Source organism: Flammeovirga aprica JL-4 (genome assembly GCF_012844305.1).
Taxonomy (GTDB): domain Bacteria; phylum Bacteroidota; class Bacteroidia; order Cytophagales; family Flammeovirgaceae; genus Flammeovirga; species Flammeovirga aprica.
The window spans coordinates 15,154-40,615 of record NZ_JABANE010000049.1 but is presented as its reverse complement, the minus strand read 5'-3'; the positions used below and the strand labels follow the sequence as shown (position 1 = coordinate 40,615).

Genomic DNA, 25,462 nt, shown 5'->3' with positions numbered 1-25,462 from the left:
ATACCGTTTAAGACGACATTAATTATCTGCCTATCAAGAAAATAATTATTGTATTTCTTTTTTCATCTCTCCACACCTCAGCATCATATCACCATAATAAGGATTTAACACCTCTTTTGTGGTAGATAACCATGAAGCACCTTGATCATGGTTTGCCATAGGACAATAAAGCAAATACACTTTTTTATCAGCAGGTAATCCTAAGCGTGTTATCATTTCTGCCAAATATTTTGAGACTGTTACTAAATATCTTCTTCTAGTATCAATGTTATCTGCTTTAATCATTTCTGAAACGTCACTTTTTAATGCTTTAGATTTCATCATCCAATACATATGAGCATCACCTTTAAGGCCTTTCATATTGACCGCATTAAGTTTTTCAGAAAAATCATTCAATAATTCTTTCGCTTTTTGATCATCACTAGCTACTAAAGCATCTTTCATTAGAATATAGCTTTGAAAAGCTTGATGTAATTCTGATCTGAATTTTGATGATACCCCTTTATCAAATTTTGAATGATCATCTTCAGGCATTTTCATCGCATGTTGATCCTGCATTCCTTTCTTTGGTGCAATCATGCTTGGCTTGCCTTTAAGCTGTGCGGCAGCATCTACCGTATACGCACCTTGAGTGACGACTTCCTCTCCCACTTTTATACCTTCTGTAACTACATAGGCATTGGCTAAGTTTGTTCCAAGCGTAACTTCACGCATCTCAAAAGTTGGCTCTTCCTGTCCTGCTACTTTCACATAAACAATAGATCTTGGTCCTGTCCATAAAACTGCCGATTTTGGCACTACAATTACGTCTTCTTTTATAGGTAAGGTGGCATTTAAACTTCCAGACACAAACATTTCTGGTTTCAGTTTTCCTTTTGAATTAATAACGTTACCTCTGATAGACGCGACTCTGGTTTGTGGATTAATGAAGGGGTCAATAAAATTAATAGTAGTAGAAAATTTATCTCCTGGATAAGAAGAAACTGAAAACGTTACTTTATCACCTTCTTTTACCCAAGACAAATCACTTTCATATGCATCAAATTTCACCCAAAGACGAGATAAATCAGCCAAGTCATACATGATCTGTCCTTCCATCACATGATCTCCTTCTACAACATTGAGTTTTGTAATGACTCCTGAAATATCCGCTCGGATCACAAACTCTGTCATTACTTTTCCAGACTGATCAATATCACTGATCTGCTTGTCTGTCAATTTCCATAACCTCAATTTTTCTTTGGCGGCACGAAGTAACTGAGGATTGCTTTCCTTTACTTTTTTAGCTTCAAAATATTCACGTTGAGCAGTGACTAATTGAGGAGAATAAATAGTCGCTAATTTTTGTCCTTTGCGTACTTTCTCTCCTATATAATTGACATAGCTTTTTTCAATTCGACCTGAAATATGGGAAGCTTGAGAATACGTTCTTCTTTCATCTACAGCCAATTTCCCTTGCAATGTCAACTCTTTTTCTGGTGAAGATTGTATGACTTCTGTTGTCTGAATATTCGCTAACGCAACGGCTGATTTTGATAATGAGATATGAGATAAATCTTGACCTGCATCAGAGGTAGAAGCTGGAATTAAATCCATGCCACAGATTGGGCAATCCCCAGGCTCATTTTGTCTGATTTGTGGGTGCATAGAGCAAGTCCAAACTTCTTCTTTTGTTTGATGATTATGCCCTGAGTGATCACTGTGTTCTTCACCTCCACTAAAAAAGAGCCATCCACTCATTAATCCTATAATGAATACAAGAACAAGTGAACTATATGATTTTATATATTGATTCATTTTATTTATTCTTTAGTACCTTAATAAGGTTTTGACTTAGAAATTAGACTCCTCTTAGGAAATCTATTTTTGCTAAAGCAGTATGCTTACTTTGTTCTGCTTTATGGATTTCAAACTGAAAATCTAATCGTTGCATCTGCAAGCGGAGTAATTCTATAAAAGCAGAACCCTGACTATTATTCCCTACAGTATATACTTCCCTCTGTATTTTAATGGCCTGATCTACTTTTGAAATCTGTTGATCCATTAAGCGAATGGCTCTTTCAGCATCACTTTTTTGATTTTCGGCTTTCAAAAACTCCGTCTGAAGTACATTTTGTAATTCCTGCTTTTGTAATTGAAGCGTTTGATTATTTAATGCCAATTGTTCTTTCTTTCCATTGTATTTTTTTGAATTGAACACAGGAATTGAAAGACCTATCATAGGCATAACCGCATTATTACCAGAATTATCAGATTGCATTTGTGTATTGCCAATCATACTGTATTCCAAAGCAACTTTAATTTTTGGTGATGCTTCTTTTGTGACTGATTGAATCTCAGCATTCACTACTTTCTGTGTTGCATCCAATTCTAAAAGCTTAGGGTTTTGCTCTAAGAAAGCGGTAGAGTCAGATTGAAAATTAAACTGTTCTGAAAGTTCAATGGCATCAACTTGATGATTTAAGACCAATGCAAACTGCTGATGGAATAAAGTACTATCTGCTGTCAAATCATTAATCTTATTTTCCGCTTCTTCAATCTGCATTTGTACTCTCAGCACATCCACTAGAGAACCTTTCGCATTTTCATATTGGGTCAAAGCGATGGATTCAAAGGTTTTCAAAATCTCAAAATTACGTCTTGCTGAAAACAAATCTTTTTTATTTTGAAGCATCTGAAAATATAAAGCTCTAACGGTGTATTTTACTGTATTTTCAGTTTGTTGTTTCTGCTGTTGTGCTTTTTCTACCTTAAAATTAACCACATCATATTTTTTTGATCTAGTACCAAACCAAGGCAACATCACTCCTGCAGACAACTTATGGTCGATAGGACCATTTCTTGTCTCAATGGGTGCTACGCCATAACCATACATTAGATCTAAGTTTGAAGTGGCTTCCCCTTTTATCATTTCTTTTTCAGAAGCAACTGCTTGTATATTTTGGGCTTTTGATTGAACTCCAAAATTATTTTCCAATGCAGTTTCAATATAGGAATCTAGAAAAGGGTTCTGTGCCTTTACTGCGACAGAGAACAAAAGCAAAAGGAGTGTGATTATATTTCTCATTATTCTTTTCTCTAAAAGTTCCATAACATTAAGCTTCTTTTTTGATAGACGTAAGTGCTCCTTCTTTTACAGCACAGTATAAAGTAGGTACTACAAATAGGGTGAGTAATGCTACTGTCATACCACCAAAACCAGGAATCGCCATTGGTTTCATTATATCTGCTCCTCTACCTGTAGAAGTGAGGATCGGTATAAATGCTAGAAGCGTTGTAGCCGTGGTCATTAAACTTGGTCTGATTCTTCTCATCCCTCCTTCTAATACCGCTTTTCTGATTTCTTCCACTGTTTTGGGAGAGTGTTTTGAGAAAGATTGATCGAGATAAGTGGCTATTAAAACACCATCATCGGTTGCAATTCCAAATAAGGCAATAAAACCTACCCAAACCGCTACACTTAAATTCACTGTTCCTATATCGAAAAGCGTTCTCATGTTAGTTCCTAAAATAGAGAAGTCGAGGAATGTAGGTTTGCTGTACATCCAAAGCATTAAAAACCCGCCACTGAATGCTACTGCAATACCTGAAAACACCATGAAAGTAGTTTTAACCGATTTGAATTGAAGATAGAGAATAAAGAAAATCAACAACAAACAAACGGGCATTACGATAGAAAGTCGCTGTGAGGCTCTGATTTGGTTTTCATAATTTCCCGAAAACTTATAGCTCACACCTTTAGGGACAATCAAACTACCATTTTTAATGTTTGACTCAATATAATCCGTAGCTTCTTCTACAACTTGAACTTCAGAGTACTCTGGAAGTTTGTCTAATAGCACATATCCGGTTAAAAATGTGTCTTCACTTTTAATGCTTTGAGGCCCTGCCGTATATTTAATATCTGCCAACTCTTCCAAAGGAACTTGAATTCCCAAAGGCACATTCACTAGAAACTTTTTCAGGACATCAGGATTGTCTCTGTATTCACGAGCGTATCTTAATCGAACTGGAAAACGCTCACGACCTTCTACTGTATAGGTCAATGGCATACCTCCAATCACCATTTCCAATAGCATCTGCATATCTTTTACATTCAATCCATATCGTGCTATTTTCTGACGGTCAATTTCTATTTCCAAATACGGTTTACCTACTATACGATCTGCAAAAACGGCTTCTTTTTTTACCGAAGGAACTTCCTTTAGTATTTGCTCTAATTGAACTCCAAAACTTTCAATGGTGGCTAAATCAGGTCCGAAAACTTTGATACCCATTGGAGCTCTCATACCTGTTTGTGTCATAATCAGACGAGTCTCAATTGGTTGCAACTTAGGAGCTGAAGTCAAACCAGGTAATTGAGTGGCTTTTACAATTTCTTGCCAAATATCATCAGGAGAATGGATATTGTCTCTCCACTGTCTAAAATACTGTCCATTTGGATCTTCAATTAAATCACCATTTTCACCTTTTACGTAATCATCATCTGCATTAACTTTAAAGCGTAATCGATTCCCATTTTCATCTACTTTATATTCACTCTTGTAATTGATGATATTTTCATACATGGATAAGGGTGCAGGATCTAATGGAGATTCGGTTCTACCCGCTTTTCCCACAACAGATTCAATTTCAGGAATGCTTTTTACGGCCATATCCATCAACTGAAGATTCTTCTTCACTTCAGAAATTCCTGCATTAGGCATAGTGGTGGGCATCAACAAGAAACTTCCTTCTGATAAGGAAGGCATAAACTCGGACCCAATACCAGGAAAGGCACGATTCATATTTTTGTATGCTCGTGAATCCGTCATATCAACCCCAACTTTAGTCATCAGGGATTGAACAGGTGAAAATAAATTAGCAAAGCCTACCCATGCTGAAACTCCTGCAAAGACAACGAAGAATACGATGGAAAGAAAAGTGATTTTATGGTCTAAGCATTTTTCAAGAATCTTAGGGTACATCAAAATAAATAACTGGAAACCTCCTAAAACCAAAACGATTAAACCTGCTACAAAAATAAAGTTCTTGAAATCGCTTTCTTGTGCACCAAGAGGCAACCAATCCATAGCCAAAAGATAAGCAATAACAGTGGCTACAATTCCACTTCTTAATCGGTCATATAATTTATCAGAAAGATATTGTTTCAGTTGTTTTTCAAAAATGGAATAAAGTGTAATAATGAGTACACCTAAACCTAAGCTTGTTTTGAAAAATAAAAGGGCAACACCAACAATCACCGAAAGGATTTTAAAGATGATGGAGGCCTTTTTCTTTTGCTCTGATTTAAAGAAATAATAAGCGAAGGAAGGTAAAAAAACGAGAGCTACCACAACTGATGCACACAAAGCAAAGGTTTTGGTATAAGCCAATGGGGAGAATAATTTCCCTTCTGAAGCTTGTAATGTAAATACTGGAATGAAGCTGACTACTGTAGTGGCTACCGCTGTCACAATAGCTCCTGATACTTCTTCAGTAGCGTCATAAATGACATTAATAAGGACTCTACCTTTTCTATGCTCTAAATGTTTGATCAGGTTTTCAGACATTACAATACCAATGTCAACCATGGTTCCTATTGCAATGGCAATTCCGCTCAGTGAAACAATATTGGCCACAATACCCATATATTTCATCACCACAAAAACCATCAAAACGGCAATTGGAAGCAAACTAGAAATCAACATGGAAGCTCTAAGATTCCAAACCATTATCAAAACGACAATGACTGTAATTAAAATCTCTTGTGTCAATGCTTCATTGAGTGTACCCAACGTTTCCTTGATCAAAACAGAGCGATCGTAGAAAGGAACAATAGTTACTTTACTCAGTGTGCCATCTTCTAAAATTTTCTGAGGTAAACCTGCTTGAATATCACTGATTTTATCTTTTACATTATCAACAACAAGCATAGGGTTCGCTCCAAAACGAGCAGTCACTACACCACCTACTACTTCGGCTCCTTCTTTATCAAGAATACCTCTTCTTACTGCAGGCCCTTCTACCACTTTTGCAACATCTTTGATTCGGATCGGGATGTTCTTATTCACTTTCACTACTGATTCCTCCAAATCAGCAATACTTTTGATATAGCCAATTCCTCTCACAAAATACTCTGCATTATTGACCTCAATCGTTCTCGCACCAACATCCAAATTTGAGTTCCTTACTGCATTCATCACTTGCTGTAAGGTCACATTGTAAGCCTTCAAAGCATTCGGGTCAACATCAATTTGGTATTCTTTCACAAAGCCTCCTACTGACGCCACTTCTGACACACCATCAGCAGACATAAGTGCATATTTTACCAAAAAGTCTTGAGTAGATCTCAATTCCTCTAAATTCCATCCCCCTGTTGGATTTCCACTTTCATCTCTTCCTTCTAGAGTATACCAATATACTTGCCCAACAGCTGTGGCATCAGGCCCTAATGTGGGTTGAACTCCTTCTGGAAGTGTATTGGGAGGCAAACTGTTTATTTTCTCCAGGATTCTAGTTCTACCGAAATAAAACTCCACATCATCTTTAAAGATAATGTTGATGGTAGAAAAGCCGAACATGGAATTACTACGGATGCTTTTCACGCCCGGTATTCCTAATAAACTTGTGGTTAAGGGGTAAGTTACCTGATCTTCGATATCTTGAGGTGATCGGCCAAGCCAATTTGTAAAAACTATTTGTTGATTATCTCCTATATCTGGAATAGCATCTACAGCTACAGGTTCATAAGGTATATACTTATTGAGGGTAGTTTTAAAAGGACTGTGCATTAATCCCCATAAAACCACCAACAATAAAGCTACTATCGTCACTACTCTATTATAGAGAAAGAAACGAACTAATTTATTGATCATTTTTTATATCGTTTAAAGAAAGGTCATAAAATGGCCTCACTATTAATGTAATACATTTTTGCAATTAATTAAAACTGAAAAATGTTCTTTAAACTAAAATGATTTGATTAGAAATATTGATAGGAACGGTCCTGTGATTAGGAGGAGATTTTAATACACAAAAATTAGGCGATTGTTTTACTAATTCCGCCTCTGTGTTTGTAGGAAGGATAAATGTAAAAGCAGATTCCCAAAGGTTTTTCATCATTTCCTGATAAGTAAAAGACGGTACTTCTACGATATCAATAACTTGATCAAAATGACTTTCTACTTTCACATGATGCATATTGTTCTCACAACAATCCGATTTCATTTTACTATCCATACCCTTCGCACAGCATTCGTGGGAAGGTTGCATATTGATTGCTTTTAAAACACCATTGCAAATGTGAGCATTACCCACAATTCCAATAGTGCCTAAAATCAATATCATAGATAATAATATGTTCTTAACGGATTTAAGCATATTCGAATTTCAAAATTATTATTTACTTATCAAAATAAACATTTGTTAAACTACAAATCAAAAACCGCCACTTCACTTACAATATCACCTCCTAGATAAAGTTTTCCATTACTTTCTAAGACCGCCCCTGCCTCTTTTACTACCTCACCATTTTGGTCTGTAAATACCCTTAAGATCTCGCCACTTTCTGAGATCTCCATCACCATGGCATATTTATCTGCTTTCGGTTTCATAAAATCTGGCATTGCAAAAACCATCTTTTTCATCCAAGGCTTAGGGTGAATATCATCCAACTGCTGACTGCGTTTTGTAGTAAAACCCAACCAATAATTACCATTCGAGCTTCTTTTTAAATTATTAGGGAAACCTGGAAGATTATCCATAAACACTTCATACTGACCTTTCTTTTTTCCGCTCACCCAATACCTAAGAATACGGTATTTAGAAGTCTCTGAAACTAATATTGAATTTTCATCTTCACTTAATACCAATCCATTTCCAAAGTAATTTCCTGGGGAAATAATTTCAGTCTTATGGGTTTTCGGATCAAAGCAATAAACACCTCCATCGGGTTTCATTTCCAGAATTAAACGATTGATTGTTTTGGTGGAAGTCGTCATTTCTGAAGAAAGGTTATTAAAATAAATCTTACCCTCTGAACTGATATCAAGACCTGATCCCATCAATAGTGCTTTTCCATCTGGAGTTTGGGTCAATAACGTATCGAAAGACTTATCCTCATTCACTTTCAACAAACCTACACCATTCATCAAAATAATCAATTCATTATCAGCATTGAAATGCATACCCGTCACCCATTTCTCCGTTTTGATAAAGGCCTCAACATTTAGCGAGGTATCAATTTTTAAAATGGCTCCTCCAGTAAAATCTTCATGACTATTATGAGTCCCACAGTACAAATTACCTTCTTTGTCCATGGCAAAATCTTCGGCTCCTGAAAATCCTAAAAGAGAAACTTGTTTTGAATGTGTAAGATAATTGCTTGTGTCTAAACCATCAACTTCTATTTCCGAAGCTACAGGTGTCCATTTGTTGGGTTGTATAGAACAGTTTGAGAATGCTAAACCCAATACGAAAAGAGATATTAATATTGTTGTTTTCATAGTACTTTCATTTTAGTGTACTACAAAAGTGGCCGAGAAATAAAATCAATAAATTTACATATGTAATTTTAATCTACTCCACTTTTCAATATCCCTTTACGAATACGACTTAATTGAGTGGCAGAAATCCCTAAATAAGAAGCGATATGGAACTGTGGTATTTGCTGTTCAAGGTTCGGGAAATCTTTCTGAAAAATAGTATAACGCTCCTCACCTTCTAGTAAACCCATTTCTAGTTCTTTTTTTTCTTTCTCTAAAAAATAATGTTCCGATATTTTACGTCCTAAACGCTCCAAAGAGTGATGCTGAGAATATAATTTTTCGATTTGTTGATAATCGGCCTCTAGAATTTCACAATCGGTCAGTGCTTGCTGTGGGATAAGATTAGGTGTTTTGGTAAGCAAAGACGTATAAGCACCAATTAAAGAAGGTCCTACAAAAAACTGTTTATTGTATTCCTTCCCTTGCTCATTGAGATAGAAAGCTCGAATTACTCCATTCAATAAAAAACCTACTTTTTGAGCATATTCTCCTTTTTTTGAAAAGTAATCGTCTTTCATTAATGAACGGCGATGAAAACAATTGAACAACTTATCTAATGCTTCAGCTTCAATCTCATTGCTGATAGCATTACAATAATTAAAAAAATCCTTTTTCATAAATAGCAAATAGTACCTCATGAAAGGTAAGGATTAATGCTTTATATGAAAAAGGATCTTCTTTTTATTTGAAAAAAGTGGCTATGAAAGGAGCTCATCAATGGAGTTCACATATTCAATATTCAACTTATCGACCACAAGGTCTTTGTATTTTTCTTCAATTTGTGCCCTGCCCGCTTTTACAGATGCTTCAAACCATGGTATGTTTTGAGGAAGGATCTTCACATGATTTACTAAATTGTACTTTTGGTACATTTCCTTTTTCCAGAAAACAAAATACCACTCCATCGACGGTTGGTGAAATACCCTCAGGCTTTGTTTATCAAAGAGAAACTTTTCTACTTTATCAAAAAGTGAAAAATTGAGGGTGATAAAATTGAAGACCTTCTTAAAATCCTCAATCGGAATGTAATCTTGTAAAGCCTCACATACCAATATGTTTTTCTCTTGGATGAAATAGACTTTTGTGTAGTCATCTTTGTACAGACAGTCAAAGAGATTGTTTTTTGTAGTGTTTAATTCATTCGATGAAGTTACCATAATTATTAAATTAAAAGTTTAAGAGCATGTTTTAGATAAATTTCCACTTAAAAAAGTTTTTTAAAACAAGCTTTAAAGCATAATACCCATTACCAAAATATCATCCGTTTGTACCTTATCTGACTTCCATTTCTCGAAGGTTAGTTCTATGATTTTCTTTTGTTTTTCAAGCGGATAATCTGCTATTTTAGTTAATAGATTTTTAAAATTCTTTCTCTTGAATTTTTCATTATTTACCCCACCAAATTGATCCAGAATTCCATCTGTGGACAAATAGAGAAGATCACCTTTTTGATACTGTAATTGTACGTTGGTCAGTTTCTCCTGTCGTTTTGAAAACTCTCCAATTGAATAAGGGGCACCTTTATACTCTTCAACCTCTTTATTTGATAAATGATAAAAACGTTGATGGGTTGAAGAAAAAATAATAGTGTTGGATGCTTTTTCTATCATACAAAAAGTAATATCTAGACCGTCCTGAATACGCTTAGTCCCTTCATTTTTGTTCAGGTAGTGATACAACTTTTCATCTAGTTTTTTTAATATTATATCGGCTCTGTTGCCTTTATTTTCCTTTAAAATAGATTCTAAAAGTGAGTTGACGATTAATGTCAAAAATGCACCAGGTACTCCATGACCTGTACAGTCTATCACAGCTAGGTACTTGTATGTGTCATCTTCATCCACAAAATAAAAATCACCGCTGACTACATCTTTTGGTTTATAAATCAAAAAAGACGATGGGAACAAGCGTTCAACTTTGTGGTCAGAAGGAAGAATTTTTCTTTGAATCCTTTGAGCATAATTGATGCTTTGCTGTACTCTTTTGTTTACGCTATCTATCTCATTTTTAGCTTCAGTTAATTTTGCATTTGTATCCTGAAGATAACTAATCGTCATTTCCGTCATCTGCTTTTGCGACTCATATTTTTCCTTTACAATCTGAAGCTGTTCTGATAAATACTTTACACTATTCTTGTCTATAGTCTGCATAAGCCAAATTTTAAAATGTTCAGAGTAGTAACTGAATTCAAGTAAAATTTGTTTAAACAATTATTTCATTTTTTTGAATTTTACATAAAAAAAGTCATTCCCTTTCTTTAGAGAATGACTTCTTTGTGATACAATCAAATTTTTACATTGCATATTCAATGATAGGCTTAATGAAAGTAAGCTTACCATTTTTATATTTTAAAAGGTCTTTACGTCCTCTTCCTAAAGCAGTTCCTTCATAATCGGCTAAAACCAACTTTTTCTTTCCTGCATTTTTTACTGAAAGAGTGATGAATTTAAATGGAGAATCTTCTGGAGTGATAATAATCGACTTCTTACCAGACTCAATTTTTTTCTTAATAAAAGACAGATATGGGTACAAGTAATCTCCCTCATCTAGTCTTTTCTTTTGCATGTATTTTCTTGTCTTAATTACGATCCCTGTAGTAATCGCAGCACCAGCGGCAATAGCAGTTACAAGTGTTGTTGCTTGTCTTCTTTTCATGGTTTACAATATTATTATAGTTTTCTAACAAATAATATTACGTTTTCAGTAATAATTAGTTTAAAGATTAACTTTTATTTCACTTTTCGAAAAATTAATCTGCTTTAAGTACTAAATCAAATTTTGAATTTGTACTTATAAAAATAAAGGTATCAATATTAAACTATTGATACCTTCAATTTTAGTTCTTACTACAATTTAACCTTTTATTGCTTCAGAACCAACTCTATTTACTAACTCTTCACCCTTTTCAAATGCCGTTAAGTTACCTAATGTTACTCTAGCAATTTGTGTTAATGCTGTATCAGTGAAAAAGGCTTGGTGACCTGTTACTAATACGTTAGGGAATGACATTAAATTCAACATTTTTTCATCTCTGATTAATGTCTCTGATAAGTCTCTGAAGAATAATTTTTCTTCTTGCTCATAAACATCAATACCAAGGTAACCTAAGTGACCTTTTGATAAAGCACGGATAGCAGATTCTGTATCAATCAAACGACCTCTTGATGTATTAATCAACATTGCACCTTTCTTCATTCTCCAGATTGAATGATCATTAATGATATGGTGCGTTTGAGGTGTCAATGGACAGTGCAATGAAATAATGTCAGAACTTTCTAACAGCTCATTCAAAGTCACATATTTTAATACGCCCTCTTTTTCAAATTCTTTGTTAGGATATAAATCAAAACCAACAACCTTACAACCCATTCCTTTCATGATTCTAGCGAAAATCTGACCGATTTTACCAGTACCAATCACACCTACAGTTTTTCCGTAAATATCAAAACCAGTTAATCTATCTAATGAGAAATTACCTTCACGAACACGGTTGTAGGCTTTGTGTGTTTTTCTATTTAATGTAAGAATCAATGCTAAAGTATGTTCTGCAACAGCATAAGGAGAATAAGCTGGCACTCTTAATACTTCAATACCCTGCTTCTCTGCTTCAATCAAATCTACGTTATTAAAACCAGCACAACGTAAGGCAATAACTTTAATGCCGAATTCCCCTAACATTTTAACTGTTTCTGTATCTACTACGTCATTCACAAACACACAAACTGCATCAAAACCTCTTGCTAGTGGTGCTGTCTTCACTCTTAATCGTGATTCAAAAAACACTAACTCATGTGTAGTATTTACTCCTTCTAATTTAAAAAATTCTTTATCGTATGATTTTGTTCCGAAGATAGCAACTTTCATATTTATTTCTTTTTAATGATTTTTTATATGTAATAGTTATTACTTTACCAAAGGAAACAAATAAAGTACCACGGTGAAGTAATTGATACAATTTACATTTTTATTGAATAACAAAATAGGACTTTTGACATCTCCTTTTCGTTGAAATGACACTTTAAAACTTTGTTATCAGCAATTTACAATCTTAATTAAAAAGGATTCGTTTAGTATTCAACTATTTACAATAGTGTCCAAAAGGCCCTTTATCGCATCTATTTTTTTGTGAATAAACGTGAAATTTTCGATTAAAAAGTAATTGGCATCTCACTTTTCACCACCTTCCCAATAGAAGTCTCAGGGATATTCAATACAATACCACACATATAAGCATGAGCATAGATTTTATTCTCCAAAAGTTGTGGCTGTAGTTCTTTCCTTTTATTCAAAAATGCTTTCTGGAATCCTTTATTCGCTTCTCCTGTGTAAGAATCTCTGGTCGGCACAGGACATCTCTCACAAGGCTTATAACCTCTTAGTTCCACCTCATTGATATAGAAAGATCTAGGTTCGCTTTTAGTTGGTCCCATAAGATCATCTTCTCCAAAAGCGGTTTCGTTATCTACAATAAAGTTCATACGCATTCTTCGCTCTACCTCCTCAACAGGAAGGTCGAACCACTCCCCAACTTTTTGTAGTGTTTGTAATGACACCAATGATGCTCCTACATTTCCTCCACTATGATCTGGAAAACCTGTAGAAGCATTTTCTAATACATAAACTTCTTCTTCAAAATAATCTGACAAGTATTGGTTCAGCTGAGAGTAATCCCCTTCCAACACAAAAGAAGTTGTGCCCACTTTATCACTTGAAAGCTCCACTTTTAAAGTATCTAAATCATAATTTGCTCTTAATTGATGAATGGAAGGATATTTCTTCCCATTTACCGTTCTATCATCACTTTTTCTATGGATGCCCCATCTTCTATCCCATTTTAATGTTGCTCCTTCAGAAATTTCCACTTCATCAAGCACCACTGCGTCCAATGATTTAATTGGAAATACATTGATTTTTTTTAATTCCATATGACGTAATTCAATTTTTGGCTAAAATAAGGGTGTTTTTCATTAAAAAACGTAAAATAATACGTATTTTATGAATCCTATATACAATAAACAACGTTTAATACTAAAACGTATTTCACTTTTAAACCTAAGACCATGAAGCATTTAATTCTAAAGAAGGAAATCCAACTTGGTAAAGTTACGGTAGTTCCTGAAACAACAAAAATGCCGTTTACATTAAGTGAATTGGTAAACTACATGAGTTTTCCAACAAACAAATTTGCACTTCTAGCTTTAAGTCAGCTATTCAAGGATAAAGATAATTTTATTCAGAAGAATTTTAATAAAAAATTCAGTGCAGACCAGCTCTTAATTGAAGCCGGTTACTCTTTCCAACATACCGCTCAAGATAATCCTCAGGAATATCTTACAGAAGTAGATAGCGCTTGGACAGATTTTCTTAGAAAAATGAAAAGTACATTGATGAATGTACGCTATCGTTTTCTAGAACAAAAGATAGATATTAACCCCTCTAAACTATATCAATAAATTTTCAAATTGCATGTTTTCTAAACCTAAAGGTTGCCTGATAAAAATCAAGGCGACCTTTTTTTATGAGGTCGCCTTTCTATATCTTGATTTGAAAGCATTTATCAAGTACTAGGAAAAAGAAAATGGATATTTTATCCTGTCCTAGTACTTATGCTACGCGATTGCTTGTTCTAACATCCTGCAATGTTTCCATAAACTCTTTTTCAGAAGAAATTGAAGACATACTTTCGAAGAGTACATAAAATTCTTCTTCAGTCATTGACCTTACCTGATCAGATACTTTACTCAGAAAGTTGGAGAATAACTGAGCACTTTTTTCTAAATGCCTTTCAGACTCCTGATCTAAACAAACATAATTCTCTGTTTTATATAATGGTTGAAGCCATGCTTTTTCATCTTTCAGCATGAAAAATTCAAAAGAGATTCTACATGTATCTTTTAATTTTGATAGGACTGTTTTTTTGATAAGAATGTTCATGGTAGCAGGAGTCTAATTTATCTTTTCGTAAAGTGATATTACATAATAAAAAAACGTAATCCGCTACCCTTTGTTCTTAACATTTTACAGTATTAATCATTATTGACATACATTGCCTATCGTTTACAAATCAATAGACTTCATCTATTTTGTAAAGCCAATGATCATCACATCATCCACTTGTTCTTCATCCTGTTTCCAGCTTTCGAACTGTGTCTTCATAAACTGTTTCTGATCTTTTATTGGAAGTCTTGAACAAGCTTCTAATATTTTTCTGAAGTTCGGGCTTTTCAGTTTTTTACCCTTTGGACCTCCAAATTGATCAGCATATCCATCAGAGTAAATAAAGAACATTTTTTGAGGAGTATAATCAAACGTATGTGTCTCGCACGTAGAGAATGTAGATACTCCGCCAACACCTCTTGAGGCTCCTTTTATAATTTGATGCTTATTATTATCTACAATCGTCATAGACATCCCTGCACCTGCGTACTGAACAGTATTGTTTGTGTTGTCTATCAAACAAACAGACACATCCATACCATCCATATTCCCCGATTTTTTCTGTCTTAAAATACTAGACAAGCGTGCATGCAATTCTTCAAGGATCTGAGAGGGATAGTATATTTTTTGTGAATCTACAATATATTCCAATGCAGTCTCACCTACCATACTCATAAAACCTCCAGGTACGCCATGACCAGTACAGTCTGCTGCAATCAGAATTCCTTTTGAGTTATCTATATTTTTAAACCAATAGAAATCGCCAGACACAATATCCCTTGGTTCGAAATACACAAACGAGTTCGGCAAGAATGTTTTTACATGAGCCCAGCTTGGTAAAATAGCTTTCTGAATACCCTTCGCATAATTAATACTGTCCATAATATCCTGTGATTTTGCCTGAAGTAAATCATTGATACGGTGGATCTCTTTAGATTGCAGTTCCAACTCAGATTTCTGAATATGCAAAGTATGATTAATGACTCTTTTGTTCTTATTTTCTCTATATAAGTAATACACAAAAAGACACAGCACAAAAATCAATACAAAAGAGCCAAACAATATGATGGTATGCCTCTCGATAATAATCTCATTGATTTTCTGGTCTTTCTTTAAAATTTCGTTTTCCTTCTCCCTTTGTGCGACCAAATATCTTACATTGATCTCAGCCAATTTCAGACGTATCTCTTCATTAAAAATGGAATCTTTATACGCTTCAATCAGATCATCGTATTCCAAAGCTTTTTTATATCTACCCTTGGCTCTTTCAACAGTTTTCAATTCTAAAAAAGCATTCAAAGCCATATGCTTCGCTCTTATTCTCACAGAGATATTCGCCGCTTTTTCTGCCAGTTCTTTTGCTTTATTATAATTGCCCTGATTTCTGTAAATGCGGGCCATGTCAATCAAAGTCCCTACCATTGTATCAGCGTCCTCATTATTTTTCTCATTGAGTTCCAATGAAAGCTGTAAATACCTTAATGCTTCTTCGTACTGTCCTGTTTCGGCATAAACAGTACCCATATCTGAGTAAGTCACAATTTGACCATAAAGGTCATTTTCTCTTTTTCTTAAATCTAATGCCTCATTAAAACTATCAACTGCTTTTTTGAATAACTCAGTAGAGAAATAAACCCTACCATAATTAGTCAGCACATACCCAAGCATTCTTTTATCCTTAAGCTGCTTACTGATTACTTCCGCTAATTCAAGGTGTATGATTGCTTCGTTATAATTATTCTGATAGATATTGACACTCGCGATATTAATATGAGCGTACCCTTCATCTTCCAGCGACTGAATTGTAGTGGATTTTTCAAGTGCCTGCATAAAGAGGTTCATCGCGTTTTGATATTCGCCTCTATTTCTCAAAGCAATACCTCCATAACTGATTGCTCTGATTTCAAATTTTTCAAATTGATTCTGTTTGCTAAGATCTTCTGCTATTTTCGCATACAAATAAGCATTGTCGGGCGAGACATTACGATACAACCACGCCAACTGTAATGCAGTCCCAATTCTCACAGAGTCCGAAGTTTCCTTACTTTCAAATACAGTTAGCAAACTGTCGAATTTAGGAATCTTGTCCACTGTCTGGGGATATGAAAACGATAATATTGAAGTAAAAAATAAAAATACAGTAAAGAAAGTTTTCATTTAGTATAGCCTAAAGACACAACACTTTCGAATGTAGAGTGATAGTATCAAAAAATTAAAATATATAAAAGTGACAAGGTGCTACAAAAGTAGTTCAACCTTTATCATTTACTCAATCAAATTCTAATGATTTTGATTGAGTACTTAAAAATAAATAAAATAACAGTACTCCAAAACAAAAGCCCAATATTAGTACTAATATTGGGCTTTGAAGAGATAGAATAGAGCGAAACTCCAACTATCTGCCTTTATTCTTTTAAAAGATTAACCTTTTCTAGCAATTGCTTTCTTAGCGGCAGCAACTACATCATTAGCAGTCAATCCATATTTTTCCATTAACTGTGCAGGAGTACCTGATTCACCAAATGTATCATTTACTGCTACAAACTCTTGTGGAGCTAATAGGTTTCTAGTAAGACAAGCTGAAACGCTTTCTCCTAAACCACCAGCAATTTGGTGCTCTTCAGCAGTTACTACACAACCTGTTTTACCTACTGACTTCAAGATTGCCTCTTCATCCAATGGCTTAATTGTGTGGATATTGATGATTTCAGCAGAAATACCTTCTTCCGCTAATTTTTCACCTGCTTGAATCGCTTCCCATACTAAGTGACCTGTTGCTACGATTGTAACGTCAGTACCTTCATTTAGCATAACAGCTTTACCGATTTCAAATTCACCTTCCGGCATGAAAACAGGGATAGACGGACGACCGAAACGTAAGTAAACCGGACCATCATGTTTAGCTGCTGCGATTGTTGCCGCTTTTGTTTGATTGTAATCACAAGTGTTGATCACAGTCATGTTAGGCAACATTTTCATCATACCAATGTCTTCTAAAACTTGGTGAGTTGCTCCATCTTCTCCTAAAGTAAGACCTGAGTGAGAAGCGGCAATTTTTACGTTCTTTCCAGAGTAAGCAATTGATTGACGGATCTGATCGTAAACACGGCTTGTTGAGAAGTTGGCGAAAGTACCTGTGAAAGGAATTTTACCACCAATTGTCATACCTGCTGCTACGTTGATCATGTTTGCCTCAGCGATACCCATTTGAAAGAATCTCTCAGGGAAATCATTTTTGAATGCATCCATTTTTAGAGAACCTGTTAAGTCAGCACATAATGCTACTACATCCTCATTCGTTTTTCCTAGCTCATGTAAGCCCGCACCAAATCCTGAGCGCGTATCTTTTTTCTCTGTGTATGTATACTTCTTCATTTTAATGTTTGAAGCGATTTATGATTCTTTCAAATAAATTCGAGTACAAAGCTAAGGTTTGTCTTTAATCAGACAAAATTATTTCGGATACAAAAGCGTATATTGTGAAAATGTTGCATAATGAGACGTTCAGAACCCCTATTAATCCTCTAATTTTTGAGGAAAAGATCAATTTTGATAGTACTATTTTAAGTATCGGCTCTTGCTTCGCCCAAAATATTGGGAAGCGACTGCTCGAAAACAGGTTCAATATTACTATAAATCCTTACGGAGTACTTTACAACCCTATCAGTATTTTTGAGAATTTGACCCATGCTTTTGAAGGTAACCGTGTTGATGAAAGCCTGATTATTGAAAATGAAGAAATCTTTAAACATTTTAATTTTCACTCAGATATTTCTGCTTCAAGCAAAGCAGAACTTATGGATCAGATCCAAAGTATTCAGCAATCCACTTTTCAGACTTTAAAGAAAGTTGATTTTTTGATCATCACTTTGGGGACCTCTTTTGTGTTTAGGTATAATGAAAGTCAGCAATTAGTAGCCAATTGTCATAAAATTCCTTCCACACAATTTACTCAAGAATTACTGGAAGTAAATCAAATGATGGAAAGTTTCCAATCACTTCATTCTTTACTTCCAGAAAACTGCAAAGTCATTTTTACAGTCTCCCCGATAAGACATTTCAGAAATGGGTTAGTGGATAATAGTCTTAGTAAATCCATCTTAAGGTATTTCACACATTTGGTTACATCCCAATACAAAAACTGTTTCTATTTCCCTGCCTATGAAATAATGTTAGACGAATTAAGAGATTATCGTTTCTATACCAATGACCTTGTTCACCCCTCCACCCTTGCTCAAGATTACATTTGGTCTTATTTTGATGATGCATTGATTGATGAAAAAACCAACAGTACTCGACAAAAGCTGGAAAAAGTGATCCGCGGTTTGAATCATAAACCTTTTAATTCTCACAGTACACCACATCAGAAGTTTCTTAAAAAAATATTAGAAATTTCTAAGTCTATCAAAGAGATTAATGTTAAGGATTTGATAAATGAAATTGAACAAAGGATAAATTAAAGATAATTCACAATTGAGATTTTTATATTCCTTAAATAGTACTCTTTTTTGAGACGAATTTAACATGACATGTTGATACTACCTGACATGTTGACTACAATCCAATATAATTTCTAAAGAATTCTATTAAATGAACATTAAAAAATTACTTGTCACTACTGTCCTTTCTGTTGGGAGTGCGTTGAGTACATTCGCACAATTTACAGAGGACAAACCCAAAGCTGTCATTGGAATTATTGTAGACCAGATGAAATACGATTATATCTCAAGGTACTGGGATAATTTCGGTGAAGACGGTTTCAAAAAATTAGTCAATGATGGTTATACGGTCAGAAATGGACAATACAACTATGCTCCAACTGTTACTGGCCCAGGACACGCTTCTGTATATGCAGGTACTTCTCCTGCTTATCACTCTATTGTCAACAATCATTTCTGGGATAGAGAAATGGGTAAAACAGTGTATTGTGTTGACGATAAAAGATACCAAACTGTAGGTTCAGATAGTAAGAATGGTCAGAAATCTCCTTATCGATTAGCGGTTACTAACCTTTCTGATGAATTGAAATGGGCAAGTAATTTTAGATCTAAAGTTGTAGCTGTTTCTATTAAAGATAGATCTGCGGTTCTTCCTGCTGGTCATAAAGCTGATGCTGCTTACTGGTTGGATGAAAAGAACGGTAACTGGATCACTTCTTCTTTTTACAGAGAGCAATTGCCAGAATGGGTTACTGCTGTGAATGAAGCAAAGAAGAGACCTATTGATGAATACATGAAATCAGATTGGACGCTTTCATTACCAATCGAAAAATATACTGCTTCTACAGAAGATGACACTCCTTATGAATCATTATTCCCTGGAAAAAGTACTCCTACATTCCCATACAGCATCAAAAAAGCAGTTGTAGCGGACAGAGTAAGAGCAAAATCGGGTAAGAAATTCGACATTATCAAAGGCACACCTTATGGTAATACCATCGTGACGGAGATGGCTATCAATATCATTGACAATGAAAATATTGGTCAGGATAAGTTCACTGATTTATTAGCAGTAAGTTATTCTTCTACAGATTATGCTGGTCATGCTTATGGTCCTCAGTCTATTGAAGTAGAAGATATGTATATCAAATTAGATCAAGAAATTGCAAATCTGATTAAGCATTTAGATGAAAAAGTGGGTAAAGGTCAATATGTAATTTTCCTTACTGCTGATCACGCTGGTGCTCAAAATGCGGCATTTATGCGTGACAGAATGAATTTCGAGGCTAAAAATATCAAAAGTAAAGAAGATACAGAACACATTGAAGCAGCATTAAATGCTCGTTTTGGAGAAGGTAAGTATGTGGCTTCAAATTACTCAGGTCAGCTTTACTTAAATAGAGAATTAATCAAAGAGAAAGGGCTTGACTTAGAGGAAGTACAAAAAGCAACTGCAGAAGCATTCATGGAAATGCCTCAGTATGCTCACGCTTTACTAGGTAAAGATTTGGAACGTAATGAATATTCTCAAGGGTACAAAGGTTTAATCTACAATGCCTTCAACCCAAGATTTTCTCCAGATGTATTTGGCGTATTAAGATCACACTATGTGGATTATGGCCCGACAGGTACAACACACTTCTCTCCTTACAAATATGATACGCACGTCCCTATTTTATTTTACGGATGGGATATCAAAGCAGGTGAGACACACGCACCTCATACAATCACTGAAATTGCACCAACAATCTGTTCGTTCTTAAATATGAATTACCCTTCAGGTTGTTATTCAAACCCTATCCTTATTCCATTGAAATAAATATAGGTTGTTTGATAAGTTTTTACAGGAAACCTCACAGTACATATAGTGCTGTGGGGTTTTCTTTTACAGCAATATTTTTTTGGATGATGGATGTAGATTTAAGAATGAAGGAAACGTTGTTTTGAAAGTAGTTCTTACTTAAGGTAGTTCGGTTGGAACTGTGTTAAATATTTTTTCTTGATGATAAATCTCCCCACAATTCGAGGAATTAAGTACAAAGTCAAAAATAAATAGAATTAGTATGAGATAATTTTGAATTTGTACTTAAGCATACAAAAAAGGCACAAAACCATTTCAGTTCTGTGCCCTAATTATTTTATTAATGATGGATTAAAGATTAATATTCATCCTCCTCATCATCATCTGATTTTTTCTCAGGCATCTGATCGTCTCTACTTGCTTCAGCAATAGAGTCTCTCATTGTCGTATCAGCTTGAAGATTTTTCAGCTTGTAGTAATCCATGATACCAAGGTTACCACTTCTAAATGCTTCAGCAATTGCCAATGGCACCTCTGCTTCTGCTTCAATCACCTTCGCTCTTGACTGTTGTGTTTTCGCTTTCATTTCTTGCTCAATCGCAACGGCCATTGCTCTTCTTTCTTCCGCCTTCGCTTCTGCTACTTTTAAGTCAGCATCCGCTTGGTCAATTTGTAGTTTCGCACCGATGTTATCTCCAACGTCAACATCAGCAATATCAATGGAAAGAATTTCAAATGCAGTACCTGAATCCAGACCTTTTTCCAATACTAATCTTGAAATTTTGTCAGGGTTTTCTAATACCTCTTTGTGTGATAATGATGAACCGATTGAAGTTACAATACCCTCACCAACTCTGGCTAAGATAGTTTCTTCACCTGCACCACCTACCAACTGAGAAATATTGGCACGAACAGTAACTCTGGCTTTAGCCACCAATTGAATACCGTCTTGTGCTACGGCTGATACATTTGGTGTATTGATCACTTGTGGGTTCACTGAAATCTGAACCGCTTCAAATACATCTCTACCCGCTAAATCTACAGCGGCAGCTTGTTTGAATGATAAAGGGATATTGGCTTTGTCGGCTGAAATTAATGCTTTGATCACTGAAGGAACGTGTCCACCTGCTAAATAGTGTGTTTCTAAATCTGCAGTACTTAATTCTAAACCAGCTTTAGTTGCAGTAATTAGGGAATTTACAATCACCTTTGGAGGCACTTTTCTAATTCTCATAGTCACCAAGCTGATTAAGCTAATTCTAACTCCAGAGAAAATGGCTGTGATCCAAAGGTTTACAGGTACAAAATACATTAATGTAAAAAATCCTGCAATCCCTAAAACCAAAAATCCGACGATAATAGTTAAGCTCATTAATTTATATAATGTTATTATAAATGAAAAAATTAATACTTATTGGAAAGATAACACAAAAAAATGAGTGTTTTAATGCTAAATATCAACTTTTTCTTTCTAGAATATTTTGCATATTTGTGGATTAAACATTTAAACGTAAAAAATAGACTTAATGATTAATATGTTTTTAAAACTTCGACTTCCATTGAAGATTTTTTTACGTCTAATTTAATTTTATTACTAACCAAAATTTATAATAGTGAATAAGGCAACTTCGACAGGCCACCCTAAAGGACTTTATCTACTTTTCACAGTTGAGATGTGGGAAAGGTTTAGTTACTATGGAATGAGAGCTATTTTCGTCCTCTACATGACGAAAGCGTTACTATTATCAGCTGAGAATGCTGGTAACATTTATGGTATTTACACTTCATTGGTATATGCTACTCCACTTTTAGGTGGTTATATTGCTGATAGATTCTGGGGTAACAGAAGATCTATCATTGTAGGTGGTACTATGATGGCAATCGCTCAATTTTTGATGTACTTCAGTGCTGCAAGCTATGAAAATACAGCTACTGCCATTCCAATCATGTACTCAGCACTTGCGCTATTAATTTTTGGTAACGGTTTCTTCAAACCGAATATTTCCTCAATGGTAGGTTCACTTTATCCAAAAGGTGACCAAAGAATTGACTCCGCTTTTACCATTTTCTATATGGGTATCAACCTTGGTGCATTGATCGCTCCATTGGTTTGTGGTTATTTAGGTGACACGGGTATTGCTGCTGATTTCAAATACGGTTTCTTAGCGGCAGGTATTGGTATGGTAGTCGGTACTATCATCTTTTATTTCTTAAAAGACAAGTACATTGTGGACCCTGAAGGCAATCCAATTGGTATGCCTGTAAAAGGTCATTCATCTTCTTCTAATGATATCAAAAGTCAAGATGAGCCTTTAACAAAAGTTGAAAAAGATAGAATCGCAGTTATCTTTATCATTACAACATTCGTAATTGCATTCTGGGCTGCTTTCGAACAAGCAGGTGCTTCTTTAACTATCTTTGCAGATAAAAACACTAACAGAGAAATTTTTGGCTACTTAATGCCAGCTTCTTATTTCCAATCTGTCAACCCTATCTTCATTGTAATTTTCGCTCCGGTTTTCGCTAAAATCTGGGAATTCTTAAGCAGTAAGAAAATGGAACCATCTTCTCCTTTGAAAATGGTATTTGGTCTAGGTTTAGTTGCAATTGGCTACTTAGTGATCGCTATGGGTGTTGATGGTGTAGCAGCAGACGAAAAAGTTTCTATGTTCTGGTTGATCGGTATGTATTTCTTACATACTTGTGGTGAGTTAGCATTATCTCCAGTAGGTTTATCAGTAGTAAACAAATTGGCTCCTGCTAAGTTTGCTTCTATCATGATGGCGGTATTCTTCCTTTCATCAGTAGGTGGTAACTACGCGGCAGGCTTCTTCACAAGATATATCCCTGAACCAGGTGTAACAAAAACATTCTTGGGTATCTATGAGATCGATACTTTATATTCTTTCTTTATGTTGTTTGTAATCATTACAGGTGCTACAAGTGCATTACTGTTTGTTTTACATAAGCAAATCGAAAAAATGATGCATGGAATCAAATAATCATTCCATCTAAAATAGAAAAGGAGCTATTTCCAAAATAAAAAATAGCTCCTTTTTTTTATCTTCTGATTTTATTATTTCTTCGCTACAATCTCCTGCATTTTCTGTCCTTCATCCTCTATCATCACATTATAAGTATTGATTGGCATATGACGATTAAATTGTATTTTATTCTGAACGGCTAGCATCTCATAATTTCCAGACTTGATGTAGAAATGTAATCCATTTTCTTCATTACATTCTTTGACCTCACTACATTTTTTATTTAAGTAGCCCATAAAATCATACGTTCTTGTTTTCTCATTTCTCACAAAAACGAAAAAGCCTTGCTTTTCAACTTTCTTAGCCGAACTGTAAAATGAGACTTTTCCCACTTCTTCGTTGTCTACTAAAGGTGTCTTTTTGTTGTTATTTTTCTTGAAAATTACAGTGTGATTATAAGCCGTAAATACCTCTGTCACATTATTATTAATATCCAAAATAACTTTCTGATAAACAGCTTTGCCATTTTTCACTGAACCATTGGCATATACGGTTTGTGCATAGTGGTAATCTTTATAAAAGACTTTCAAAATTTCTCCATCTTTCATAAAGATACTTGCATTGACCACCTCACCTTCTAAATCTGTTTCAAACTCAGATTCTGAAGGCATAATGACCCACGCCTCATGCCATCCCTGTTCTGGGCTTGGCAAGTTTGCACTATTTTCTTTGTAGTATTTTTTCAGTTCTTTTTTTGAAGTGAAATCTTGAGCATTTAATTGCACGGCCCCTATGATAAGGGCTATGAGTAGTGAAATTCTTGAGTAATACATTTTGAGTAAAATTAGGTTTCTACAAATGTCACTATTTCAAGATAAATCAAAGAATCAAGTTTCGTAGGTATATTACGCTTGTAAGAAGTTGTTGAAATTTTGACTTTTTCAAAAAAAGAAAGGATGTTATTCGAATTATGACAATCACAATACAAATAACATCCTTCTCTTAACAGGCTCTACACCCTCTAATTATTTTTTATGGTAGATAACTCCACAATTTTAGAATATTCCCTATCAATAGTTATAGAAATTTTCTGAATAGGCATCTGACGGTTTACCTGTATTTTGTCTTTCACTGCTATTATTTCATAATTACCTTCTTTCATTAAAAAGTTCAAGCTGTTATCAGAAGTACAAGCGCTGGCGTTATCACACCTATCGTTGAGGTATCCTATAAAATCATAATGTTGTGTCTCATGATTTTCAACAAAAACATAAAAGCCATGTTTTTCAATTTTATTTTCTGAAGAGAAAAAAGTGGCTTCACCTATTGTATCGACAATTTTTAGAGGAGATGCTGTAGAGGAATTATCAACTTTAAAAATAACGTCATGTGTGTAGGCTGTAAATACTTCTGTAAGATCATCATTAATATCGAGGATTACTTTTTGAAAGGCTCCTTTCCCTTTTTTTATGGGACCTGTAGAATAAACACCCTCATGATAACTGTTTCCTTGATAAAAAACATGCTTTATTTCACCATGATCAACAAAGACCTTAGCCTCAACTACTTCGCCTTCCAGATCAGTAACAAATTCTCTTTCATCAGGCAATATAATCCAAGCGTCATTCCAGCCCTCTTCTGGATTATGAAACTGATTACAGTTTTCTTTATAATACCTTTTAAGTTCTTTTGCTGATGAAAAGCTTTGTGCAATGAGTGGTTTCGTTCCTAAAATCAATAAGACCATCAGGAACAATTTCGAATAAAACATTT

At 34.8% G+C, this 25,462-nt stretch carries 21 protein-coding genes; 4 read left to right on the top strand and 17 right to left on the bottom strand.

The window, feature by feature from the left end; translation table 11 throughout:
* Positions 1-45 precede the first annotated feature (45 nt).
* The 11 genes from HHU12_RS17745 to HHU12_RS17695 form a co-directional block, all read right to left on the bottom strand.
* The gene (locus tag HHU12_RS17745; RefSeq protein ID WP_169658081.1) at positions 46-1,797 is read right to left on the bottom strand and encodes an efflux RND transporter periplasmic adaptor subunit; all 1,752 of its coding nucleotides are present in this window, start codon (positions 1,795-1,797) and stop codon (positions 46-48) included.
* Between the two features lie 43 nt (positions 1,798-1,840).
* The gene (locus HHU12_RS17740; RefSeq protein ID WP_169658080.1) at positions 1,841-3,067 is read right to left on the bottom strand and encodes a TolC family protein; all 1,227 of its coding nucleotides are present in this window, start codon (positions 3,065-3,067) and stop codon (positions 1,841-1,843) included.
* A 28-nt stretch (positions 3,068-3,095) separates the two neighbouring features.
* Entirely contained in the window at positions 3,096-6,857 is a 3,762-nt protein-coding gene (locus tag HHU12_RS17735) for an efflux RND transporter permease subunit (protein ID WP_169658079.1), read from the bottom strand.
* Between the two features lie 88 nt (positions 6,858-6,945).
* On the bottom strand, positions 6,946-7,362 hold the full coding sequence (locus HHU12_RS17730; protein ID WP_449401695.1) for an HYC_CC_PP family protein: 417 nt from the start codon (positions 7,360-7,362) through the stop codon (positions 6,946-6,948).
* A 50-nt stretch (positions 7,363-7,412) separates the two neighbouring features.
* The gene (locus tag HHU12_RS17725) at positions 7,413-8,486 is read right to left on the bottom strand and encodes an SMP-30/gluconolactonase/LRE family protein (protein WP_169658077.1); all 1,074 of its coding nucleotides are present in this window, start codon (positions 8,484-8,486) and stop codon (positions 7,413-7,415) included.
* Positions 8,487-8,554: 68 nt separating this feature from the next.
* A complete protein-coding gene (locus HHU12_RS17720; protein ID WP_169658076.1) occupies positions 8,555-9,145 on the bottom strand; it encodes a Crp/Fnr family transcriptional regulator in 591 nt (196 codons plus the stop codon).
* Positions 9,146-9,226: 81 nt separating this feature from the next.
* Positions 9,227-9,685, bottom strand: a complete 459-nt coding sequence (locus HHU12_RS17715) for a hypothetical protein (protein WP_169658075.1) — start codon at positions 9,683-9,685, stop codon at positions 9,227-9,229.
* Between the two features lie 72 nt (positions 9,686-9,757).
* A complete protein-coding gene (locus HHU12_RS17710; RefSeq protein WP_169658074.1) occupies positions 9,758-10,678 on the bottom strand; it encodes a PP2C family protein-serine/threonine phosphatase in 921 nt (306 codons plus the stop codon).
* 142 nt (positions 10,679-10,820) lie between these two features.
* Positions 10,821-11,183, bottom strand: a complete 363-nt coding sequence (locus HHU12_RS17705; protein ID WP_169658073.1) for a hypothetical protein — start codon at positions 11,181-11,183, stop codon at positions 10,821-10,823.
* A 198-nt stretch (positions 11,184-11,381) separates the two neighbouring features.
* Positions 11,382-12,392: a 2-hydroxyacid dehydrogenase gene (locus HHU12_RS17700; protein ID WP_169658072.1), complete on the bottom strand. Its 1,011-nt coding sequence runs from the start codon at positions 12,390-12,392 to the stop codon at positions 11,382-11,384.
* A gap of 284 nt (positions 12,393-12,676) precedes the next feature.
* A complete protein-coding gene (locus HHU12_RS17695) occupies positions 12,677-13,453 on the bottom strand; it encodes an MOSC domain-containing protein (protein ID WP_169658071.1) in 777 nt (258 codons plus the stop codon).
* Between the two features lie 135 nt (positions 13,454-13,588).
* On the opposite strand from HHU12_RS17695, the gene HHU12_RS17690 reads away from it, so the two are divergent.
* Entirely contained in the window at positions 13,589-13,981 is a 393-nt protein-coding gene (locus HHU12_RS17690; protein ID WP_169658070.1) for a hypothetical protein, read from the top strand.
* 151 nt (positions 13,982-14,132) lie between these two features.
* On the opposite strand, the gene HHU12_RS17685 is transcribed toward HHU12_RS17690, so the two are convergent.
* The 3 genes from HHU12_RS17685 to HHU12_RS17675 all read right to left on the bottom strand — a co-directional run bounded on the left by HHU12_RS17685 (position 14,133) and on the right by HHU12_RS17675 (position 17,840).
* Positions 14,133-14,462, bottom strand: a complete 330-nt coding sequence (locus HHU12_RS17685; protein ID WP_169658069.1) for a hypothetical protein — start codon at positions 14,460-14,462, stop codon at positions 14,133-14,135.
* Positions 14,463-14,606: 144 nt separating this feature from the next.
* Complete coding sequence (locus HHU12_RS17680) at positions 14,607-16,556, bottom strand: tetratricopeptide repeat protein (RefSeq protein ID WP_169658068.1); 1,950 nt, start codon at positions 16,554-16,556, stop codon at positions 14,607-14,609.
* A gap of 330 nt (positions 16,557-16,886) precedes the next feature.
* Positions 16,887-17,840 (bottom strand): transketolase family protein, encoded by a 954-nt coding sequence (locus tag HHU12_RS17675; protein ID WP_169658067.1) that lies wholly within the window; start codon positions 17,838-17,840, stop codon positions 16,887-16,889.
* 110 nt (positions 17,841-17,950) lie between these two features.
* On the opposite strand from HHU12_RS17675, the gene HHU12_RS17670 reads away from it, so the two are divergent.
* Together HHU12_RS17670 and pafA are read left to right on the top strand one after the other, a co-directional pair.
* Positions 17,951-18,925 (top strand): GSCFA domain-containing protein, encoded by a 975-nt coding sequence (locus HHU12_RS17670; RefSeq protein WP_169658066.1) that lies wholly within the window; start codon positions 17,951-17,953, stop codon positions 18,923-18,925.
* A gap of 130 nt (positions 18,926-19,055) precedes the next feature.
* Positions 19,056-20,723, top strand: coding sequence for an alkaline phosphatase PafA (pafA, locus tag HHU12_RS17665; protein WP_169658065.1), 1,668 nt, complete (start codon positions 19,056-19,058; stop codon positions 20,721-20,723).
* A 340-nt stretch (positions 20,724-21,063) separates the two neighbouring features.
* Here pafA and floA read toward each other — a convergent pair whose 3' ends face one another.
* Positions 21,064-22,077 (bottom strand): flotillin-like protein FloA, encoded by a 1,014-nt coding sequence (gene floA, locus HHU12_RS17660; RefSeq protein ID WP_169658064.1) that lies wholly within the window; start codon positions 22,075-22,077, stop codon positions 21,064-21,066.
* A gap of 241 nt (positions 22,078-22,318) precedes the next feature.
* Between floA and HHU12_RS17655 the strand changes: the two genes are divergently transcribed.
* On the top strand, positions 22,319-23,707 hold the full coding sequence (locus HHU12_RS17655) for a peptide MFS transporter (RefSeq protein ID WP_169658063.1): 1,389 nt from the start codon (positions 22,319-22,321) through the stop codon (positions 23,705-23,707).
* A gap of 74 nt (positions 23,708-23,781) precedes the next feature.
* Here the strand turns inward: HHU12_RS17655 and HHU12_RS17650 are convergent, their stop codons facing one another.
* Together HHU12_RS17650 and HHU12_RS17645 are read right to left on the bottom strand one after the other, a co-directional pair.
* Complete coding sequence (locus tag HHU12_RS17650; RefSeq protein WP_169658062.1) at positions 23,782-24,522, bottom strand: hypothetical protein; 741 nt, start codon at positions 24,520-24,522, stop codon at positions 23,782-23,784.
* A 188-nt stretch (positions 24,523-24,710) separates the two neighbouring features.
* The gene (locus HHU12_RS17645) at positions 24,711-25,460 is read right to left on the bottom strand and encodes a hypothetical protein (protein ID WP_169658061.1); all 750 of its coding nucleotides are present in this window, start codon (positions 25,458-25,460) and stop codon (positions 24,711-24,713) included.
* Positions 25,461-25,462: the final 2 nt, after the last annotated feature.

What these genes read in the sequence shown, in the direction of transcription:
- HHU12_RS17645 (WP_169658061.1), bottom strand. Translation starts at nt 25,460, where the DNA reads ATGTTTTATTCGAAATTGTTCCTGATGGTCTTATTGATTTTAGGAACG.
- HHU12_RS17740 (WP_169658080.1), bottom strand. Translation starts at nt 3,067, where the DNA reads ATGAGAAATATAATCACACTCCTTTTGCTTTTGTTCTCTGTCGCAGTA.
- HHU12_RS17745 (WP_169658081.1), bottom strand. Translation starts at nt 1,797, where the DNA reads ATGAATCAATATATAAAATCATATAGTTCACTTGTTCTTGTATTCATT.
- HHU12_RS17670 (WP_169658066.1), top strand. Translation starts at nt 17,951, where the DNA reads ATGTTGCATAATGAGACGTTCAGAACCCCTATTAATCCTCTAATTTTT.
- pafA (WP_169658065.1), top strand. Translation starts at nt 19,056, where the DNA reads ATGAACATTAAAAAATTACTTGTCACTACTGTCCTTTCTGTTGGGAGT.
- floA (WP_169658064.1), bottom strand. Translation starts at nt 22,077, where the DNA reads ATGAGCTTAACTATTATCGTCGGATTTTTGGTTTTAGGGATTGCAGGA.
- HHU12_RS17685 (WP_169658069.1), bottom strand. Translation starts at nt 14,462, where the DNA reads ATGAACATTCTTATCAAAAAAACAGTCCTATCAAAATTAAAAGATACA.
- HHU12_RS17690 (WP_169658070.1), top strand. Translation starts at nt 13,589, where the DNA reads ATGAAGCATTTAATTCTAAAGAAGGAAATCCAACTTGGTAAAGTTACG.
- HHU12_RS17650 (WP_169658062.1), bottom strand. Translation starts at nt 24,522, where the DNA reads ATGTATTACTCAAGAATTTCACTACTCATAGCCCTTATCATAGGGGCC.
- HHU12_RS17705 (WP_169658073.1), bottom strand. Translation starts at nt 11,183, where the DNA reads ATGAAAAGAAGACAAGCAACAACACTTGTAACTGCTATTGCCGCTGGT.
- HHU12_RS17725 (WP_169658077.1), bottom strand. Translation starts at nt 8,486, where the DNA reads ATGAAAACAACAATATTAATATCTCTTTTCGTATTGGGTTTAGCATTC.
- HHU12_RS17695 (WP_169658071.1), bottom strand. Translation starts at nt 13,453, where the DNA reads ATGGAATTAAAAAAAATCAATGTATTTCCAATTAAATCATTGGACGCA.
- HHU12_RS17700 (WP_169658072.1), bottom strand. Translation starts at nt 12,392, where the DNA reads ATGAAAGTTGCTATCTTCGGAACAAAATCATACGATAAAGAATTTTTT.
- HHU12_RS17735 (WP_169658079.1), bottom strand. Translation starts at nt 6,857, where the DNA reads ATGATCAATAAATTAGTTCGTTTCTTTCTCTATAATAGAGTAGTGACG.
- HHU12_RS17720 (WP_169658076.1), bottom strand. Translation starts at nt 9,145, where the DNA reads ATGAAAAAGGATTTTTTTAATTATTGTAATGCTATCAGCAATGAGATT.
- HHU12_RS17710 (WP_169658074.1), bottom strand. Translation starts at nt 10,678, where the DNA reads ATGCAGACTATAGACAAGAATAGTGTAAAGTATTTATCAGAACAGCTT.
- HHU12_RS17730 (WP_449401695.1), bottom strand. Translation starts at nt 7,362, where the DNA reads ATGCTTAAATCCGTTAAGAACATATTATTATCTATGATATTGATTTTA.
- HHU12_RS17675 (WP_169658067.1), bottom strand. Translation starts at nt 17,840, where the DNA reads ATGAAGAAGTATACATACACAGAGAAAAAAGATACGCGCTCAGGATTT.
- HHU12_RS17715 (WP_169658075.1), bottom strand. Translation starts at nt 9,685, where the DNA reads ATGGTAACTTCATCGAATGAATTAAACACTACAAAAAACAATCTCTTT.